Genomic DNA, 16,671 nt, shown 5'->3' with positions numbered 1-16,671 from the left:
GCCATCGCGCGACCTAGACTTGCGGGGTGCTCAGACGACTCGACCTGCGTGACCAGACCGACGGATACCGCGACGCGGTGCCCCGCGCGGAGGTCGACGTCGAGCATGCGCTCGCGGCCGTCGTGCCGATCTGCGACGACGTGCGCGCACGGGGTGCCGAGGCGGTGCTGGACGCGGGCGAGAAGTTCGACGGCGTGCGCCCCGAGCGCCTCCGCGTGCCCACCGAGGCGCTGGAGCAGGCACTCGCCGACGTCGACCCCGCCGTGCTGGCCGCGATCGACGAGTCGATCGCCCGCCTACGGCTCACCTGCGAGGCCGAGCTGGAGCGCTCGGTGTCCGTCGACGTCGCGCCCGGCGCGACGGTCGAGCGCCGGATCGTCCCGATGCAGCGGGTCGGCCTCTACGTTCCCGGTGGCCTCGCGCCGCTGGTCAGCACCGTCATCATGAACGCCGTCCCGGCGCAGGTGGCCGGGGTGCCGGGCATCGCGCTCGCCAGCCCGCCGCAGGCGGAGTTCGGCGGTCTGCCGCACCCGACGATCCTGGCCGCGTGCGCGCGGCTGGGCATCGACGAGGTCTACGCCGCCGGCGGCGCCCAGGCCCTGGCGATGCTCGCCTACGGCACCCAGGAGAACGAGGCGGTCAACCTCGTGACCGGCCCGGGCAACATCTTCGTGGCGGCCGCGAAGCGCCACCTGCAAGGTGTCGTGGCCATCGACGCCGAGGCCGGTCCCACCGAGATCGCGATCGTCGCGGACTCCACGGCCGATCCCGAGTTCGTCGCCGCCGACCTCATCAGCCAGGCCGAGCACGATCCGCTGGCCGCCGCCGTGCTGATCACCGACTCGCTCGAGCTGGCCGACGCCGTCGACGCCGAGCTCGAGCGCCAGGTGCCCACGGCGCGTCACCAGGAGCGGATCCGCACCGCTCTGGCCGGCCAGCAGTCCGCGACCGTGCTGGTGCGCGACGTCGACCAGGGCGTCGACGTGGCGAACGCCTACGCGGCCGAGCACCTCGAGATCCAGACCGCCGACGCATCGGCCGTCGCCGACCGGATCGTCAACGCCGGCGCCGTCTTCGTCGGCTCCTTCGCGCCGGTCTCGCTGGGCGACTACGCCGCCGGCTCGAACCACGTGCTGCCCACCGCCGGGTGCGCCTGCCACTCCTCGGGTCTGTCCGTGCGCGCGTTCCTCAAGAACATGCACGTCGTGACGTACTCCGAGGACGCCCTGCGCGACGTCGGCGACCGGGTGGTCACGCTGGCCGAGGCCGAGGACCTGCCGTCGCACGGTGCGGCCGTCACGGTCCGGCTGGAGCGCGAGAAGTGAGTGTTCCGGCGTGGGTGCCGATCCGTGAGGAGTTGCGCGGCGAGGAGCCCTACGGTGCCCCGCAGATCGACGTGCCCGTCCGGCTCAACACGAACGAGAACCCGTACGGCCCCAGCGCCGAGGCGGCGGCCGACATCGCCGCGGCCGTGCAGGCGGCGGCGCTCGAGCTGAACCGGTACCCCGACCGCGAGGCGTGGGCGCTGCGCGAGGCGTTGGCCGGCTACCTCGGTCACGGACTCACCGCGGCGCACGTCTGGGCCGCGAACGGCTCGAACGAGGTCATGCAGCAGATCCTGCAGGCCTTCGGCGGTCCCGGGCGCACGGTCCTGTCCTTCGCGCCGACCTACTCGATGTACCCCGAGTACGCCCGCAACACCCACACCCGCTGGGTGGCCGGACGTCGCCGGGAGGACTTCGCGATCGACGTCCCCGCGGCCGTCGCGCTGATCGAGGCCGAGCGACCCGACGTCGTCTTCCTCACCTCGCCCAACAACCCCACGGGCACGGCGCTGGGGGTCGAGGAGCTGCACGCGGTCCTGGCCGCGGCGCCCGGCGTGGTCGTGGTCGACGAGGCGTACGCGGAGTTCCGCCGCGCCGGCACCCCGACGGCCCTGGAGCTGCTCGCCGAGCACCCGCGCCTGATCGTCACGCGCACCATGAGCAAGGCCTTCGCGCTGGCCGGCGGCCGGCTGGGCTACCTGGCCGCGGATCCGGCGATCGTCGACGCGCTGCGGATCGTGCGGCTGCCGTACCACCTGTCGGCGGTCACGCAGGCGACGGCGCTGGGCGCCCTGCGGCACACCGACGAACTGCTGGCACGGGTCGACGAGCTGCGCAGCACCCGCGACGAGACCTCGGCCTGGCTGGCCGATCGCGGGTACGACGTCGCCGCGTCCGACGCGAACTTCGTGCTGTTCGGGCATTTCGCCGATCGTCACGCGGTGTGGGAAGGTTTGGTCGATCGAGGGGTCCTGATCCGCGAGGTCGGACCCGACGGTTGGCTCCGGGTGTCGATCGGCACCCCGGACGAGATGCGGGCGTTTCGCACCGCACTGATGGAGGTGGATCCCCGATGAGCAGGACCGCACGGATCGAGCGGAAGACCTCCGAGTCGCACGTCGTCGTCGAGCTCGACCTGGACGGCACCGGGCGTCACGAGATCAGCACCGGCGTCGGCTTCTACGACCACATGCTCACCGCCTTCAGCCGCCACTCGCTGATCGACCTCACGGTCCGGTCCGAGGGCGACCTGCACATCGACGCCCACCACACCGTCGAGGACACCGCGATCTGCATCGGCGAGGCCCTGCGCGAGGCGCTCGGCGACAAGTCCGGCATCCGCCGCTACGGCAACGCCCTGGTCCCGCTGGACGAGGCCATCGCCCAGTGCGTCGTGGACGTCTCCGGACGCCCGTACTTCGTGCACACCGGCGAGCCCGAGCGCCAGATCACCGCGATCATCGGCGGCTCGTACATCGGGTCGCTGACCTCGCACGTCTTCGAGTCGATCGCGCACCACGCCGGCATCACGATGCACATGAACCTGCTGGCCGGTCGCGACCCGCACCACATCGCCGAGTGCCAGTTCAAGGCGCTCGCCCGGGCGATGCGCGCCGCCGTCGAGCCCGATCCCCGCGAGACGGGAATCCCCTCGACCAAGGGCGCGTTGTGACCCGTGTGACCGGAGCCCGCGCATGACCACCGTCGCCGTCCTCGACTACGGATCGGGCAACCTGCGCTCCGCCGTGCGCGCCGTCGAGCGCGCGGGCGAGGCGCGGGGCGTCGACGTCCAGCTGACCTCCGACACCCGGGTCGCCGAGCACGCCGACGGCCTGCTCGTGCCCGGCGTCGGGGCCTTCGAGGCCTGCATGCGCGGCCTGCGCGAGGTCGACGGCGAGCGGATCATCGAGCGCCGGCTGATCGCCGGCCGCCCGGTCCTGGGCATCTGCGTGGGCATGCAGATCCTGTTCGCCGAGGGCATCGAGCACGGGGTCCGCAGCACGGGCTGCGGCGAGTGGCCCGGGACGGTCGAGAAGCTCCAGGCGCCGATCGTGCCGCACATGGGCTGGGACACCGTCGAGCCGCCGGCCGACTCGGCGATGTTCGCCGGGATCGAGGACGATCGCTTCTACTTCGTGCACTCCTACGGTGTGCGCGAGTGGCACCTCGACGCCGAGGGCACGGCGTTCAAGGCACCGGGTGTCACGTGGACGCAGTACGGCGGCGACCGGTTCGTCTCGGCCGTCGAGCACGGCCCGCTCTGGGCGACCCAGTTCCACCCCGAGAAGTCCGGCGACGCGGGTCGCCGGTTGCTCGAGAACTGGATCGCGACCCTCTGAGGCGCGGCCCTCGGGCCGATCAGGCGCGGTAGCGCTCCGGGCGGTGGTTGAACGCCAGGATGAGGTTGAGGACGACCGCGCCCGCGGCGGACAGCAGCACGTTGTCCCACGGCACGACCAGCAGCGCGGCGACCACGACGAGCACGTCGAGCGCCATCTGCACGTACCCGGCGCGCAGGCCGGCCTGCTCCTGGGCGATCAACGCCAGGACGCTGAAGCCGCCCAGACTCGACCCGTGGCGGAACAGGATGAGGATGCCCACACCGGCCAGGATGTTGCCGGTGAGGACGCCGTAGACGGGTGCGAGGTCGGGGGAGGGGATCAGCTGCCCGTGCACCGAGGTGAACGCCGACAGCAGCCCCACCGCGACGATCGACCGGAACGTGAAGCGCCAGCCCTTCTTCCACGCCGCGAGCGCGAAGAACGGCAGGTTGACCACGATCAGCATGAGCGGCAGCGCCACCGGGAACGCGTAGGTGAGCAGCAGCGAGAGACCGGCCGTGCCGCCCGTGACCGCATGCGCCTCGTGCAGCAGGTGCAGACCCAGCGAGGCCAGCCACGTCCCGGTGAGGACGCCGAGGATGTCCTCGGCGGGCGTGTGGGGGATGGTGACCGCGGTGGGCTCCGTGGTGTCGAAGGACTCGGGGGAGGTGGGTTCGTGCTGGCTGTCAGTCATGGCCCACCAACTCTACGGAGGGCGGTCGATACGATCGCGGGGTGACTCTCGAACTGCTCCCCGCCGTCGACGTCGCCGAGGGCCGGGCCGTGCGCCTGGTCCAGGGCGAGCTCGGCAGCGAGACCTCCTACGGATCCCCGCTCGACGCCGCCCTGCAGTGGCAGTCCGACGGAGCCGAGTGGGTCCATCTGGTCGACCTGGACGCCGCGTTCGGGAAGGGCTCCAACCGTGAGCTGCTGGCCGACGTGATCGGCCGCCTCGACATCGACGTCGAGCTCTCCGGCGGGATCCGCGACGACGCGTCGCTCGACGCCGCCATGGCCACGGGCTGCCGCCGGGTCAATCTGGGCACCGCCGCGATCGAGGACCCGGACTGGTGCCGGTCGGCCATCGCCCGCTACGGCGACCGGATCGCCGTGGGCCTCGACGTGCGCGGACGGACCCTGGCGGCGCGCGGCTGGGTCAAGGAGGGCGGCGACCTGTTCGAGACCCTCGCCCGGCTCGACGCGGACGGCTGTGCCCGCTACGTCGTCACCGACGTCACCAAGGACGGCACGCTCTCGGGACCCAACCTCGACCTGCTCCGCCAGGTCTGCGAGCAGACCGACAAGCCGGTCGTCGCCTCGGGCGGCGTCTCGAGCCTGGACGACCTGCGCGCGATCGCCTCGCTCGCGGACATCGGCGTCGAGGGTGCGATCGTCGGCAAGGCCCTGTACGCCGGGGCCTTCACCCTGCCCGACGCCCTCGCCGCGGTCGCGGAGTAGTCGTGGCCGGCCTCGTGCGGTGGGACGGCTTCAGCGCCGATCCACGCCGTACGGAGGTGGCCGGCGTCCGTGCCTCCGACGGCGACCGTGAGACGGCCGTCGAGGCGTTGCGCGAGGCGTACGCCGACGGGCGGCTCGACCGCACGGAGTTCGACCGCCGTTCCCAGGCCGCACTCTCGGCGACGTTGCTGGGCGAGTTCGCGCCGCTGCTGCAGGACCTCGAGGCTCCCGCTCCAGCGGCGCTGTCCGTGCGCGACGAGGCGGTGCGGCGCTACCGTCGCGAGACGCGCGACGCTCGCAACGCGGTGTTGACCGTCGGCACCATGACGACCGGGATCTGGGGCGCGACCAGCGTCTTCAACGGTGACGTGTACTTCTTCTGGCCGATCTTCCCCATCCTGGGCGTGGGCGTCGGCTGGCTCATGCAGGTGGTGAACCGCGGCCAGCGCATCGAGCACCACGAGCGCAGGATCGCGCGGCGCCTGGGCCGGCGCAGGGACGCAGATCGCGAGGACGACGGCGACGCGTGAGGCTCAGCAGCCGTCGCGCATGAGGTCGGGCCTGGTGCCCTGCGTGACCTCGACGAGGACGACCTTGTCGTTCGGGCCGACCGACTCGGGGTCCGCGTCGAACAGGTAGCCCAGCCAGCGGTCGCCGTCGGTCACGAGCACGCCCGTCTGGCCGTAGCCGGCCTCGGTGAGCTCGGCCGTCTCGTGCACGCCCGAGACCTGGCGCAGGGTGCTGCCGACACCGAGGCCGTCCGCCGTGCGCGGCTGCTCGCCGCGGACACCGAGGGACACGATCGTGCCGTCCTCCTGGGCCAGCACGTCCAGGGACGAGGCGTAGTCGGGCTTCCAGGCCAGCGGCGCGACCCGGCCGCAGTCCTCACCCCGGACCGGTGCGTCGGCCTCGAACAGGCCGGTGGCGAGGGCTTCGTCGCGCGTCATGCCCGCCGCGGCGGGGCCGACGCGTCCGGGGGACACCACGAGCTCGGCGAGGGGCGGCAGCGCCTCGGGCGCCGGCGTGGTCGGCGACTCGGTGGCCGGCGTCGTGGTCGGTGACGAGGTGGCGCTGGCCGAAGGGCTGCTGGGGGTCGGCGCGGGCTCCTCGTCCGGGGAGTCCGAGCAGGCGGCGAGGGTCAGCGCTGTCGTCACCGCGACCACCCACAGGCGGCTCGACCGGACGTGGGACCCACGGACTACGCTCATGCGCGTGAGCCTAGCTGTCCGTGTGATCCCCTGTTTGGACGTGGACGGCGGCCGAGTCGTCAAGGGCGTGAACTTCGTCGACCTGCGTGATGCGGGCGACCCCGTCGAGATGGCCCGCGTCTACGACGCCGAGGGCGCCGACGAGCTGACCTTCCTCGACATCACCGCCTCCAGCAGCGACCGTTCCACGACGTTCGACATCGTGGGCCGCACCGCCGAGCAGGTCTTCATCCCCCTGACCGTGGGTGGCGGCGTCCGCACGGTCGACGACGTCGATCGGCTGCTGCGGGCGGGCGCGGACAAGGTCGGCATCAACACCGCGGCCATCGCCCGACCCGAGGTGATCGCCGAGATCGCGCACCGCTTCGGGAATCAGGTCCTCGTGCTGAGCGTTGACGCTCGACGTGCAGGCGATCAACCCAGCGGGTTCGAGGTGACCACCCACGGCGGCCGCCGCTCGGCCGGCATCGACGCGATCGAGTGGGTGCGCCGGGCCAGCGAGCTCGGCGTGGGTGAGGTCCTGCTCAACTCGATGGACGCCGACGGCACGCAAGCGGGGTTCGACCTCGAGATGATCCGCGCGGTGCGCGGCGTCACGGACGTCCCGCTCATCGCCAGCGGCGGCGCCGGCCGCCTCGAGCACTTCCCGCCGGCCGTCGAGGCCGGCGCCGACGCGGTGCTGGCCGCCAGCGTCTTCCACTTCGGCTCGCTGACGATCCCCGCGGTGAAGGAGACGCTGCGAGCCGCGGGACACGTGGTTCGGTGACCACCCCGATCCTGGACTCCCTCGGGGGCGGTGGCACCGAGAACCTGACCCGACGCGGCTTCGCCGTCGTGGGTCGCGGCATCATGCGCCAGCGCGTCATGTTCACGTGGGCCGCGCTGGCCTCCCTGCTCTTCGGCGTCATGACCGTCGCCGACGCCTGGGTCCTGGGCTGGGCCACCGACCACGTCATCACCCCGTCGGTCGAGGACGCGGCGATCACCTGGTCGACCCTGTGGGCCGGGATCGGCCTGTTCCTGCTGGCCGCCCTGCTGCGCACCGTCGGCGTCGTCGGTCGCCGCCTGCTCGGCGGAGTGGTGTTCTACCGCCTCGTGCGCGACGACCGGCTGCGCGTCACCCGGCGGTACCTGCAACTGCCGTTGCGCTGGCACCACCGCCACCCCGCCGGCCAGCTGCTCAGCAACGCCAACGCCGACGTCGAGGCCACCTGGTCGGTCTTCATGCCGCTGCCGATGGCGCTGGGCACGATCGCGATGCTCGTCGCGGCGATCGCGACGATGGTGGTGGCCGACCCCGTGCTCACGCTCGTGGGGCTGGTCGTGATCCCGTTGCTCTTCGTGGCGAACGCGGTCTACCAGCGGGCCCAGGGGCCGCGGATCGCGCTGGCCCAGAGCCTGCGCGGCGACGTCTCGACCGTCGCGCACGAGTCGTTCGACGGTGCCCTCGTGGTCAAGTCGCTGGGCCGCGAGGCCGACGAGACCGCCCGCTTCCGCGCCGCCAGCGAGCGTCTGCGGGACGCGGCGATCGGGATCGGCCGCATCCGTGCCGTCTTCGACCCGGTGATCGAGATGCTGCCCAACCTGGCGGTGCTCGCCGTCGTGCTGATCGGCGCGCTGCGGGTGCAGTCGGGCGCGGCGGACGCCGGCGACGTCGTCCAGGTCGCCTACCTCTTCACCGTCATCGGCATGCAGATCCGCTCGTTCGGCTGGGTGCTGGGCGAGCTGCCCCGTGCCGTCGTCGGCTGGGACCGTGTCTCGCGCGTCATCGACGAGGACGAGGCGATGGACTACGGCACGGCCCGGGTCCCGGGGACCGGACCGGTCGACCTGCACGTCGAGGACCTCGACTACAGCCATCCCGACGAGCCCGACACCGCGGTGCTGCGCGACATCTCGTTCACGGTCCCGGCCGGCACGGTCACCGCGATCGTCGGCGGCACCGGCAGCGGGAAGAGCACGCTGGCGTCGCTCGTGACCCGCCTCGTCGACCCCGACTCCGGTGCCGTCCTCGTCGGAGGCACCGACGCCCGCGACCTGTCCCAGCACGAGCTGACGCGGGCGGTCGCGCTCGTCCCGCAGTCGACGTTCCTGTTCGACGACACGGTGCGCGCCAACGTCGTGCTGGACCTCGACGTCCCCGACGAGCGGGTGTGGGAGGTCCTGCGCATCGTGCAGGCCGACCGCTTCGTCGCCGCACTGCCCGCCGGCCTCGACACCGAGCTGGGGGAGCGGGGCACCTCGCTCTCCGGTGGCCAGCGGCAGCGACTGGCCCTGGCGCGCGCCCTCGTCCGCGACCCGCGCGTGCTGGTCATGGACGACGCCACGAGCGCGCTCGACCCCGAGGTCGAGCAGCGGATCCTGCGGGCGCTGGCCGACCGGGACGGATCGCCGACGACCGTCGTGGTCGCCTACCGCAAGGCCACCATCGCCCTGGCCGACGAGGTCGTCTTCCTCGACGGCGGCCGGGTCGCCGACCACGGCACCGACGCGCAGCTGCGTGAGCGATCGGTGGCCTACCGCAATCTCGTCGACGCCTACGACCAGGCCCGTGAGGAGGTCGACCATGAATGAGACACCCGCGCGGGAGCATGAGCGTGAGGGCGGTGTCGCCGTCCTCGTGCGGGGGATGCGTCACAACCCGGAGATGACCGAGGGCATCTGGCTGACTCTCGTGCTGGCCCTGATCAGCACGGCCGGCGGATCGCTGGTGCCGATCGTCGTCCGGTCGGCGCTCGACGAGGGCTTCGCCTCCGGCGACGTCCAGACCTCCACGATCACGCGGTACGTGGTCATCGCCGCCGTGCTGATGGTCGCGATCGCCGCCACGGGCTACTGGTCCAAGGTGCGGATCTTCACCGCCAGCGAGCGCGGGCTGGCCAACCTGCGCGTCGCGGCGTTCCGGCACGTGCACGACCTGTCGATGCTGACCCAGAACACCCAGCGTCGCGGCTCGCTCGTCTCGCGCGTGACGTCCGACGTCGACCAGATCAGCCAGTTCCTGCAGTTCACCGGCATCATGATGATCGTCAGCATCGGTCAGATGCTGGTGGCGACGATCGTCATGGCGTTCCTGTCCTGGCAGCTGACCCTGGTCGTCCTGATCAGCTTCGTGCCGCTCGCGCTGAGCCTGCGCTGGCTCGCCGGCGCGATGTCGCGTGCCTACGACCGCGTGCGCGCCAGCGTCGGCGAGATGCTCGCCGTCATCGCCGAGCCCGTCGTGGGAGCGGCCGTCGTGCGCTCCTACGGCATCGAGGCCCGGACGCAGGAGCGTGTCGACGTCGCCGTGCGCGCGAACTACCGCAACAACATCCGCGCCCAGACGATCACGGCGGGCGCGTTCTCCGCGGCCATCGTGGTCGCCGGCATCGCCAACGCGGCCGTCCTGGGCATCGGGGTGTGGCTGGGAGTCGTCGGCGAGCTCTCCGTCGGCACGATCGTCGCGTTCGTGTTCCTCGTCGGACTGTTCACCGGTCCCGCGCAGATGGCCACCCAGGTGATCTCCGAGGCCCAGAACGCCATCTCGTCGTGGCGCCGGGTCCTGGACCTGCTGGACACCCCGGCCGACGTCGTGGATCCCGGTCCGGGCGGTGAGCGGCTCCCCGAGGGCGATCTGGACGCCCGGTTCGAGCACGTGTCCTTCGCGTACCCCGACGGCCCCACGGTGCTGGCCGACGTCGACGTGACGATCGCGCCGCGTCAGCGGGTCGCCGTGGTCGGCGAGACCGGCTCGGGCAAGACGACGTTCGCCAAGCTGCTGACCCGGCTGATGGACCCCGCCGAGGGGCGGGTCCTGCTCGGCGGTGTCGACATCGCCCGGGTGCCCTTCGACGACCTGCGCCGGCACGTGCTGATGGTGCCCCAGGAGGGGTTCTTGTTCGACGCGACGCTGGCCGAGAACCTGCGGTACGGGTCACGGACGGCCACCGACGAGGACCTCGTGCACGCGGTCGAGCAGCTGGGCCTGGCCGACTGGTTCGCCGCTCTGCCGCACGGCCTCGGCACCCGGGTCGGCCAGCGCGGCGAGTCGCTGTCGGCCGGGGAGCGCCAGCTGGTCGCCCTCGTGCGCTCGGCGCTGGCGGACCCCGCCTTCCTCGTCCTGGACGAGGCGACCAGCGCCGTCGACCCGCAGACCGAGCTGCGCGCCACGCGCGCGCTCGACCGTCTGCTGCAGGGCCGCACCAGCGTCACGATCGCCCACCGCCTGTCCACCGCCGAGAATGCCGACCGCGTGCTCGTGTTCGACCAGGGCCGGCTCGTCGAGGACGGCCGGCACGCCGACCTCGTGGCAGCCGGCGGCGTGTACTCGCGGCTGCACGCGTCCTGGGTGGCGCAGGCCTCGCTGGCGTGACGGTTTACCACGGTCCCGTGGTAAACCCGCGCCTCCCCAGGGAAACTTCGTCGGGGAGGCGCCAGAACACCACGGTCCCGTGGTAAACCGACCACCGCCGCCCTGAGACACTGGGAGACGTGACTTCCTTGGATCCCGCGATCGCGACCCGGTTGAAGCGCGACCCGGCCGGACTGGTGCCGGCCGTCGTGCAGGACGCGACCTCCCTGGCCGTGCTGATGGTCGGCTGGATGGACGACGAGGCGCTGCACCGCACGCTCACCACGGGACGCTCCACGTTCTGGAGCCGCAGCCGCGGCGAGTACTGGGTCAAGGGCGAGACGTCCGGGCACACCCAGAGCGTGCGCGAGGTCCGGCTCGACTGCGACGGCGACACGTTGCTGCTCGTCGTCGACCAGACCGGCCCCGCGTGCCACACCGGCGCCACGACCTGCTTCGACGAGGGTCTGCTCACGTGAGACGCAATCTGCTGGCCCCGGCCGTCCTGCTGCTCCTGGCAGTCGGTGGCGGCACGCTGGCCGCCGTCCGCGCCACCTGGGCCCGCGCGACGGTGTCCGCGGCCGGTCTGCCGGAGGTGGACCTCGCGGTGTCCGGCGCCGACGTCGTCCCCGGAGCCACCGGCCTCGCCGTGCTCGCGATGGCCGCGGGCGCCGGAGTGCTGGCGGCCGGTCCGCGGCTGCGCCGGGTCGTCGGAGCGGTGGTCGCCCTGGCCGGCGCGGTCGGCGTCGTGATGTCGGTCGGGACCGACGACGCGATGCGCACCGCCCGCGCCCGCGCCATCGACGAGGCGGCCGTCTCCGGCGTCGCCGTCGACTGGAGCACCACCGCCGCGCAGGCGCTCTCCGTCGTGGGCTTCGTGCTCATCGTGATCACCGGAATCCTGGTCGCCTGGCTCGGCCCGCGCTGGGCGACGATGGGCCGCAAGTACGAGACGCCGGCCGCCCGGGAGCCCGAATCGAGCGACCTGTGGAAGGCGATGGACGACGGCGTGGATCCGACGGCCTGACCACCCAGTAGGCTGTCGTCCGAACCACCCCGAGCATCCCTAGGAGCACACCCCATGTCGCACGGATCGTCGCCGGCCGCCTGGACCGCCGTCCTCGTCAGCCTCGCCGGCTTCCTCGTCGGCGGGATCGGCCTGATCCCCGAGCCGAACTGGGTCGTCTTCACGATCGGTGTCGTCCTCGCGGTGGGCGCCCTGCCCCTGGGCAAGGTCATGAGCCTCGCCGGCTTCGGCTCCGACCGGGTGAAGGGTCACTGACCCTCCCGGTCACTCCACCGGCCGCCTCGCGCGGTCGGCTGGTCCGCGCCCCGCTCATCGCCGCTGCGGCCGGAGTGGGGGCGCTCGCCCTGCTGCACCTGCGCGACCCGCACGTCGAGGGTGCGTACGGCTTCTGTCCGTTCCTCGTCCTGACGGGTCAGCCCTGTCCGGGATGTGGCGGTCTGCGCGCGATGAACCTGTTGACGCGCGGCGACGTGGCCGGAGCCGTCTCCAGCAACCTGTTCGCGGTGAGCCTGGTCCTCGTGGCCTCGGTGGCGTGGCTGGTCTGGTTCCTGCGGCGAGCCCGCGCGATCCCCGCGCCCTACCTGACCTGGTCCGCGCGGACCGTCACGTTCGCCGCGTTGGCGGTCGTCGCCTTCGGGATCGTGCGCCTGACGCCGTGGGGCGCCTGGCTCGCTCCCTGAGTCCCGGTGGCCGACCTGTCGGTCAGTACCAGCCGTTCAGCCACACGTCCAGGCCGATGCTGACGGCCGCGGCCAGCACCGAGATCACGCCGACGGCGATGGACCCCACGCCCACCCAGAAGGCGGCGGTGGCCATCGTGGTGTCGGCCTGCGGGCCGGCGAGCTCCTGTGCCCGGGTCCGGGCGCCGCGGGCCAGCACGATGGCGGCGATCCCGCCGCCGATCGAGAACAGGCCGCAGCAGCAACTGGCGAACAGACTGATGAGCGCGGTGGCGAGTGCCCACACGGCCTGGTTGTCCTGCGGCTGGGCCTGTCCGTAGCCCCACGGGGACGGGCCGCCGGGCGGCGGGGGATAGCTGCTCACGCGATGAGCATAGGGCGGCGCGGCCGGGCCGTCGGACCGGCCGCGCCACGGGCCGCTCAGAGAACGGGCTGGTTCTGGAACTTCTTGTAGGCGTACGCCGTGGCGATGGCCGTGACGGGGTAGGCCACGAACAGTCCCACGAAGCACAGGCAGATGCCCACGATCAGGATCAGGATCGACAGCAGCGCCAGCAGCAGCGACGACCCGACGTTCGCCGAGATCAGCGAGATGCTCGACTTGATCGCCTGGATCGGGGACTCGTTCCGGTCGACCACGAACAGCAGCGCGAAGTAGCTCAGGAACGCGAACACGATGCCGGGCACCACGCACAGCAGCAGGCCGATCGTGACGCCGATGGAGACCAGCAGCGACGTGAGGATGGCGTTGCCGACCGGCACGCGCTCGAAGATGCCCGAGATGGTGAAGCGCCGGCCCTCGGTCTCGTCCAGGGCGCCCCGGTAGACGTAGGCCGTGATGAGGTACCCGACCAGGGTCGAGAGCAGGTTGACCACCGCACCGCCGAGGTTGAGCGCGGCGAACGGGTTGCTGTCGCTCAGGTCGTCGGGCTGCACGATCCAGCTCAGGACGCTGAAGGCCATCGACACGAGGACGATCGCCAGGCCCGCGAGGAGCCACTGGCCGGCGTTGGACCCGAACTTGGTGAATCCGTAGCCGATCGCGTCGGTGGCGCTGAACGGCTGCACGTAACCCGGGCCGCTCGGGGGCGGGGGCGGATACCCGCCGGACCCGTAGCCGCCGCCCGCGCCGGGTGGAGGCGGGTAGCCCCCGGAGCCGGCACCGGGACCGTCGCCCGGAGGCGGGGGATACGTGCTGCCGTACGAGGGCGGGGGCGGCGGGACCGGCTGGTCCGGGTCCTGGGGCTCGGGTCCGGTGGGCGGCTCGTGGGTCGACATGCGCCGAGCCTAGGGATGATCTCCCGCGACGTACACCGCGCCGCCGTCGACTCGTCCTGAAACGGAGGGTGCGTGCCGCTTTGTGTGCCACCGGCTATACGCTGGTGGTCGGTTCGGAGCCGAGACCGAACAGGGGAAGGGACAGTGCGATGTCCGTACTCGACGACATCCTCGCCGGCGCGGCCGAGGACCTGGCCGAGCGTCAGGCTCGGGTCGGCCTGGATGAGCTCAAGCAACAGGCGGCCAAGCAGCCGCCGGCGCTCGACCCGATGCCGGCCTTCCGTGCCGACGGCGTGTCGGTGATCGCCGAGGTCAAGCGGGCGAGTCCGAGCAAGGGCGCCCTGGCCGACATCAAGGACCCGGCCGAGCTGGCCGGCGACTACGCCTCCGGTGGCGCCGCCGCCATCAGCGTGCTCACCGAGCAGCGTCGCTTCAACGGCACCCTCGCCGATCTGCGCGCCGTCCGGGCGCGCGTCGACGTCCCGGTGCTGCGCAAGGACTTCATCACGACGTCGTACCAGCTCTGGGAGGCCCGCGCGGCCGGTGCCGACATGGCCCTGCTGATCGTGGCCGCCCTCGACCAGAACGCGCTCGCCTCGCTGATCGACCGGGCCCGCTCGATGGGTCTGACGCCGTTGGTCGAGGTCCACGACGAGGCCGAGGTCGAGCGAGCCCTGGAGGCCGACGCCGACCTCATCGGGGTGAACGCGCGCAACCTCAAGACCCTCGAGGTCGACCGTGGCACCTTCGAGCGGCTCGCCCCGCAGATCCCCGACTCGGTCGTCAAGGTCGCCGAGTCCGGTGTGCGCGGTCCGCACGACGTGATCGAGTACGCTCGCTCCGGCGCCAACGTGGTGCTCGTCGGCGAGACCCTGGTCAAGGGCGACGACCCCCGCGCCACCGTCGCGGACCTCGTCGCGGCCGGTCAGCACCCGGCCTTGCAGCACCGATGGCAGCCGAGCTGAAACCGCGCCGGCACACCATCTCTCACCCAGGACGACCATGACTGACACTCCCGACCGATCGCGGTCGCGATCGGCTCTTCCCGACGGCCCCGGCCACTTCGGCCGCTTCGGCGGCCGGTTCATGCCCGAGGCGCTCATCGCCCCCCTCGACGAGATCACCCGCGAGTGGGAGGCCGCCCAGGCCGACCCCACCTTCCGGGGCGAGCTCGACCGGATGCTGCGCGAGTACGCCAACGTCCCCAGCCCGCTCTACGAGGCGCACCGCTTCTCGCGGGCCGTGGGCGCGCGCATCCTGCTCAAGCGCGAGGACCTGAACCACACCGGCGCCCACAAGATCCGCAACGTCATCGGTCAGGCGCTCCTGGCCAAGCGGATCGGCAAGCCGCGGTGCATCGCCGAGACCGGTGCCGGTCAGCACGGTGTCGCCTCAGCCACCGCCTGTGCCTACCTCGACCTGGACTGCACGGTCTACATGGGCAAGGTCGACACCGAGCGCCAGGCGCTCAACGTCGCCCGCATGCAGATGCTGGGCGCCGAGGTCATCCCGGTCACCACCGGCAGCGCGACCCTCAAGGACGCGATCAACGAGGCCCTGCGCGACTGGGTCACCACGGTCGACACGACGCACTACCTGTTCGGCACCGCGGCCGGCCCGCACCCGTTCCCCACGATGGTGCGCGAGCTGACCCGCGGCATCGGCGACGAGGCCCGGGCCCAGTGCCTGGAGCTGCTGGGCACGCTGCCCGACGCCGCGGTCGCGTGCGTGGGCGGCGGCTCGAACGCGATCGGGCTGTTCACCGCGTTCGTGCCCGACGAGAACGTCCGGCTCATCGGCATCGAGGCCGGCGGTGACGGCTTCGAGACGGGTCGTCACGCCGCCACGATCACCGCCGGCGAGGTCGGCGTCCTGCACGGCGCCCGCTCGTTCCTGCTGCAGGACGAGGACGGGCAGACGATCGAGTCGCACTCGATCAGCGCCGGCCTGGACTACCCGGGCGTCGGCCCCGAGCACGCCCACCTGGCCGACATCGGCCGGGCCCAGTACCGGCCCGCGACCGATGCGCAGGCGATGGCCGCGTTCGACCTGCTGTGCAAGACCGAGGGCATCATTCCCGCGATCGAGTCCTCGCACGCGCTGGCGGGCGCCATCATGCTCGCCGAGGAGATGGGCCCGGACGCCACGATCCTGGTGAACCTCTCGGGCCGCGGCGACAAGGACGTGCACACCGCCGCGAAGTACTTCGGGCTGCTGGACGAGAACGACCGGGCGGAGACCGACCGATGACCGTGATCGACGACCTCTTCGAGCGCACCCGGTCCGAGAACCGCGCCGCCCTGGTCGGCTACCTGCCCGCCGGCTTCCCGACGGTCGACGGCTCGATCGCCGCGATCCAGGCGTTGGTCGAGGGTGGCGTCGACCTGGTCGAGGTCGGCCTGCCGTACAGCGATCCGGTGATGGACGGACCCACGATCCAGGCGGCCGCCGAGGCCGCCCTGGTCAACGGCACCCGCGTCGACGACGTGTTCCGTGTCGTCGAGGCGTCTGCCGCCACCGGTGCGCCGACGGTCGTCATGACCTACTGGAACCCGGTCGAGCGTCGCGGCGTCGACCGGTTCGCCGCCGATCTGGCAGCCGCCGGGGGAGCGGGCCTGATCACGCCCGACCTGATCCCCGACGAGGGCATCGAGTGGGAGCGCGCCTCGCGGGCCCACGACCTCGACCGCGTGTACCTCGTGTCGCCGTCGTCCACCGACGAGCGCCTCGCGATGACGGCGGACGCGGCCAGCGGCTTCATCTACGCCACGGCGGTCATGGGCGTCACCGGCCAGCGTGCGCAGACCAGCAGCCTCGCGCCCGAGCTGGTCGCGCGACTGCGCAAGGTCACCGACAAGCCCGTCGGCGTGGGACTCGGCGTCAGCAACGGTGCCCAGGCCCACGAGATCGCCGAGTTCGCCGACGCGGTCATCGTCGGATCGGCTCTCGTGCGGTGCCTGCTCGACCAGCCGGACGAGGCGTCCGCCCTGGCCTCCCTGCGCGAGCTCGCGGCCGAGCTGCGGGCCGGCGTCGAGCGGGACTGA

20 protein-coding genes are annotated in these 16,671 nt (G+C 72.2%); 16 read left to right on the top strand and 4 right to left on the bottom strand.

From position 1 onward, the window contains the following. Positions 1–26 precede the first annotated feature (26 nt). The 4 genes from hisD to hisH are packed head-to-tail and all read left to right on the top strand — an operon-like array spanning position 27 to position 3,664. Entirely contained in the window at positions 27–1,325 is a 1,299-nt protein-coding gene (hisD, locus tag GL325_RS03720) for a histidinol dehydrogenase (protein WP_187768645.1), read from the top strand. Then, positions 1,322–2,401 (top strand): histidinol-phosphate transaminase, encoded by a 1,080-nt coding sequence (locus GL325_RS03715; RefSeq protein WP_255955500.1) that lies wholly within the window; start codon positions 1,322–1,324, stop codon positions 2,399–2,401. The genes hisD and GL325_RS03715 overlap by 4 nt, the downstream gene beginning before the upstream one ends. Further along, positions 2,398–2,997, top strand: a complete 600-nt coding sequence (gene hisB / locus GL325_RS03710; RefSeq protein ID WP_187768644.1) for an imidazoleglycerol-phosphate dehydratase HisB — start codon at positions 2,398–2,400, stop codon at positions 2,995–2,997. The genes GL325_RS03715 and hisB overlap by 4 nt, the downstream gene beginning before the upstream one ends. Before the next feature lie 22 nt (positions 2,998–3,019). After that, complete coding sequence (gene hisH, locus GL325_RS03705) at positions 3,020–3,664, top strand: imidazole glycerol phosphate synthase subunit HisH (protein ID WP_187768643.1); 645 nt, start codon at positions 3,020–3,022, stop codon at positions 3,662–3,664. A gap of 19 nt (positions 3,665–3,683) precedes the next feature. On the opposite strand, the gene GL325_RS03700 is transcribed toward hisH, so the two are convergent. Continuing rightward, positions 3,684–4,340 carry a YitT family protein gene (locus tag GL325_RS03700; protein ID WP_154595258.1) on the bottom strand — a complete coding sequence of 219 codons (657 nt, stop codon included), beginning with the start codon at positions 4,338–4,340 and terminating at the stop codon, positions 3,684–3,686. 41 nt (positions 4,341–4,381) lie between these two features. Here GL325_RS03700 and priA point away from each other — a divergent pair, with 41 nt between their 5' ends. Beyond that, positions 4,382–5,104 (top strand): bifunctional 1-(5-phosphoribosyl)-5-((5-phosphoribosylamino)methylideneamino)imidazole-4-carboxamide isomerase/phosphoribosylanthranilate isomerase PriA, encoded by a 723-nt coding sequence (gene priA, locus GL325_RS03695; RefSeq protein WP_187411859.1) that lies wholly within the window; start codon positions 4,382–4,384, stop codon positions 5,102–5,104. 2 nt (positions 5,105–5,106) lie between these two features. Then, on the top strand, positions 5,107–5,634 hold the full coding sequence (locus GL325_RS03690) for a DUF1707 domain-containing protein (RefSeq protein ID WP_154595257.1): 528 nt from the start codon (positions 5,107–5,109) through the stop codon (positions 5,632–5,634). 3 nt (positions 5,635–5,637) lie between these two features. On the opposite strand, the gene GL325_RS03685 is transcribed toward GL325_RS03690, so the two are convergent. After that, complete coding sequence (locus GL325_RS03685) at positions 5,638–6,312, bottom strand: hypothetical protein (protein WP_187768642.1); 675 nt, start codon at positions 6,310–6,312, stop codon at positions 5,638–5,640. 4 nt (positions 6,313–6,316) lie between these two features. On the opposite strand from GL325_RS03685, the gene hisF reads away from it, so the two are divergent. From hisF to GL325_RS03650, 7 genes are all read left to right on the top strand, one after another. Next, on the top strand, positions 6,317–7,078 hold the full coding sequence (gene hisF, locus GL325_RS03680) for an imidazole glycerol phosphate synthase subunit HisF (protein ID WP_304518649.1): 762 nt from the start codon (positions 6,317–6,319) through the stop codon (positions 7,076–7,078). Next, positions 7,075–8,886, top strand: coding sequence for an ABC transporter ATP-binding protein (locus tag GL325_RS03675; protein ID WP_308209233.1), 1,812 nt, complete (start codon positions 7,075–7,077; stop codon positions 8,884–8,886). Before hisF ends, GL325_RS03675 begins: the two co-directional genes overlap by 4 nt. Next, entirely contained in the window at positions 8,879–10,663 is a 1,785-nt protein-coding gene (locus GL325_RS03670; RefSeq protein ID WP_187768641.1) for an ABC transporter ATP-binding protein, read from the top strand. The genes GL325_RS03675 and GL325_RS03670 overlap by 8 nt, the downstream gene beginning before the upstream one ends. A 119-nt stretch (positions 10,664–10,782) precedes the next feature. Then, positions 10,783–11,121 carry a phosphoribosyl-AMP cyclohydrolase gene (hisI, locus tag GL325_RS03665; protein ID WP_187411860.1) on the top strand — a complete coding sequence of 113 codons (339 nt, stop codon included), beginning with the start codon at positions 10,783–10,785 and terminating at the stop codon, positions 11,119–11,121. Next, complete coding sequence (locus GL325_RS03660) at positions 11,118–11,669, top strand: Trp biosynthesis-associated membrane protein (protein ID WP_187768640.1); 552 nt, start codon at positions 11,118–11,120, stop codon at positions 11,667–11,669. The genes hisI and GL325_RS03660 overlap by 4 nt, the downstream gene beginning before the upstream one ends. A gap of 54 nt (positions 11,670–11,723) precedes the next feature. After that, a complete protein-coding gene (locus GL325_RS03655) occupies positions 11,724–11,924 on the top strand; it encodes an HGxxPAAW family protein (protein WP_154595251.1) in 201 nt (66 codons plus the stop codon). A gap of 74 nt (positions 11,925–11,998) precedes the next feature. Further along, positions 11,999–12,349 carry a DUF2752 domain-containing protein gene (locus GL325_RS03650; RefSeq protein WP_222865863.1) on the top strand — a complete coding sequence of 117 codons (351 nt, stop codon included), beginning with the start codon at positions 11,999–12,001 and terminating at the stop codon, positions 12,347–12,349. Positions 12,350–12,371: 22 nt separating this feature from the next. Here GL325_RS03650 and GL325_RS03645 read toward each other — a convergent pair whose 3' ends face one another. Together GL325_RS03645 and GL325_RS03640 are read right to left on the bottom strand one after the other, a co-directional pair. After that, positions 12,372–12,713 (bottom strand): hypothetical protein, encoded by a 342-nt coding sequence (locus tag GL325_RS03645; protein ID WP_187768639.1) that lies wholly within the window; start codon positions 12,711–12,713, stop codon positions 12,372–12,374. 56 nt (positions 12,714–12,769) lie between these two features. Beyond that, positions 12,770–13,627, bottom strand: coding sequence for a hypothetical protein (locus tag GL325_RS03640; protein ID WP_154595248.1), 858 nt, complete (start codon positions 13,625–13,627; stop codon positions 12,770–12,772). 149 nt (positions 13,628–13,776) lie between these two features. Here GL325_RS03640 and trpC point away from each other — a divergent pair, with 149 nt between their 5' ends. The 3 genes from trpC to trpA are packed head-to-tail and all read left to right on the top strand — an operon-like array spanning position 13,777 to position 16,671. After that, the gene (gene trpC, locus GL325_RS03635) at positions 13,777–14,592 is read left to right on the top strand and encodes an indole-3-glycerol phosphate synthase TrpC (protein ID WP_187768638.1); all 816 of its coding nucleotides are present in this window, start codon (positions 13,777–13,779) and stop codon (positions 14,590–14,592) included. A 37-nt stretch (positions 14,593–14,629) separates the two neighbouring features. Beyond that, positions 14,630–15,877 carry a tryptophan synthase subunit beta gene (trpB, locus tag GL325_RS03630; protein ID WP_154595246.1) on the top strand — a complete coding sequence of 416 codons (1,248 nt, stop codon included), beginning with the start codon at positions 14,630–14,632 and terminating at the stop codon, positions 15,875–15,877. Then, positions 15,874–16,671: a tryptophan synthase subunit alpha gene (gene trpA, locus GL325_RS03625; RefSeq protein ID WP_187768637.1), complete on the top strand. Its 798-nt coding sequence runs from the start codon at positions 15,874–15,876 to the stop codon at positions 16,669–16,671. Before trpB ends, trpA begins: the two co-directional genes overlap by 4 nt.

This window comes from Aeromicrobium sp. 636, from assembly GCF_024433585.1.
GTDB lineage: Bacteria > Actinomycetota > Actinomycetes > Propionibacteriales > Nocardioidaceae > Aeromicrobium > Aeromicrobium senzhongii.
The sequence above is the reverse complement of the archived record's forward strand: the minus strand, read 5'-3'. Positions and strand labels throughout refer to the sequence as shown.

Excerpts from the sequence above, each read along its gene's own strand:
- hisB (WP_187768644.1), top strand. The coding sequence starts at position 2,398 with ATGAGCAGGACCGCACGGATCGAGCGGAAGACCTCCGAGTCGCACGTC.
- hisH (WP_187768643.1), top strand. The coding sequence starts at position 3,020 with ATGACCACCGTCGCCGTCCTCGACTACGGATCGGGCAACCTGCGCTCC.
- GL325_RS03700 (WP_154595258.1), bottom strand. The coding sequence starts at position 4,340 with ATGACTGACAGCCAGCACGAACCCACCTCCCCCGAGTCCTTCGACACC.
- GL325_RS03685 (WP_187768642.1), bottom strand. The coding sequence starts at position 6,312 with ATGAGCGTAGTCCGTGGGTCCCACGTCCGGTCGAGCCGCCTGTGGGTG.
- GL325_RS03670 (WP_187768641.1), top strand. The coding sequence starts at position 8,879 with ATGAATGAGACACCCGCGCGGGAGCATGAGCGTGAGGGCGGTGTCGCC.
- GL325_RS03655 (WP_154595251.1), top strand. The coding sequence starts at position 11,724 with ATGTCGCACGGATCGTCGCCGGCCGCCTGGACCGCCGTCCTCGTCAGC.
- GL325_RS03640 (WP_154595248.1), bottom strand. The coding sequence starts at position 13,627 with ATGTCGACCCACGAGCCGCCCACCGGACCCGAGCCCCAGGACCCGGAC.
- trpC (WP_187768638.1), top strand. The coding sequence starts at position 13,777 with ATGTCCGTACTCGACGACATCCTCGCCGGCGCGGCCGAGGACCTGGCC.
- trpB (WP_154595246.1), top strand. The coding sequence starts at position 14,630 with ATGACTGACACTCCCGACCGATCGCGGTCGCGATCGGCTCTTCCCGAC.
- trpA (WP_187768637.1), top strand. The coding sequence starts at position 15,874 with ATGACCGTGATCGACGACCTCTTCGAGCGCACCCGGTCCGAGAACCGC.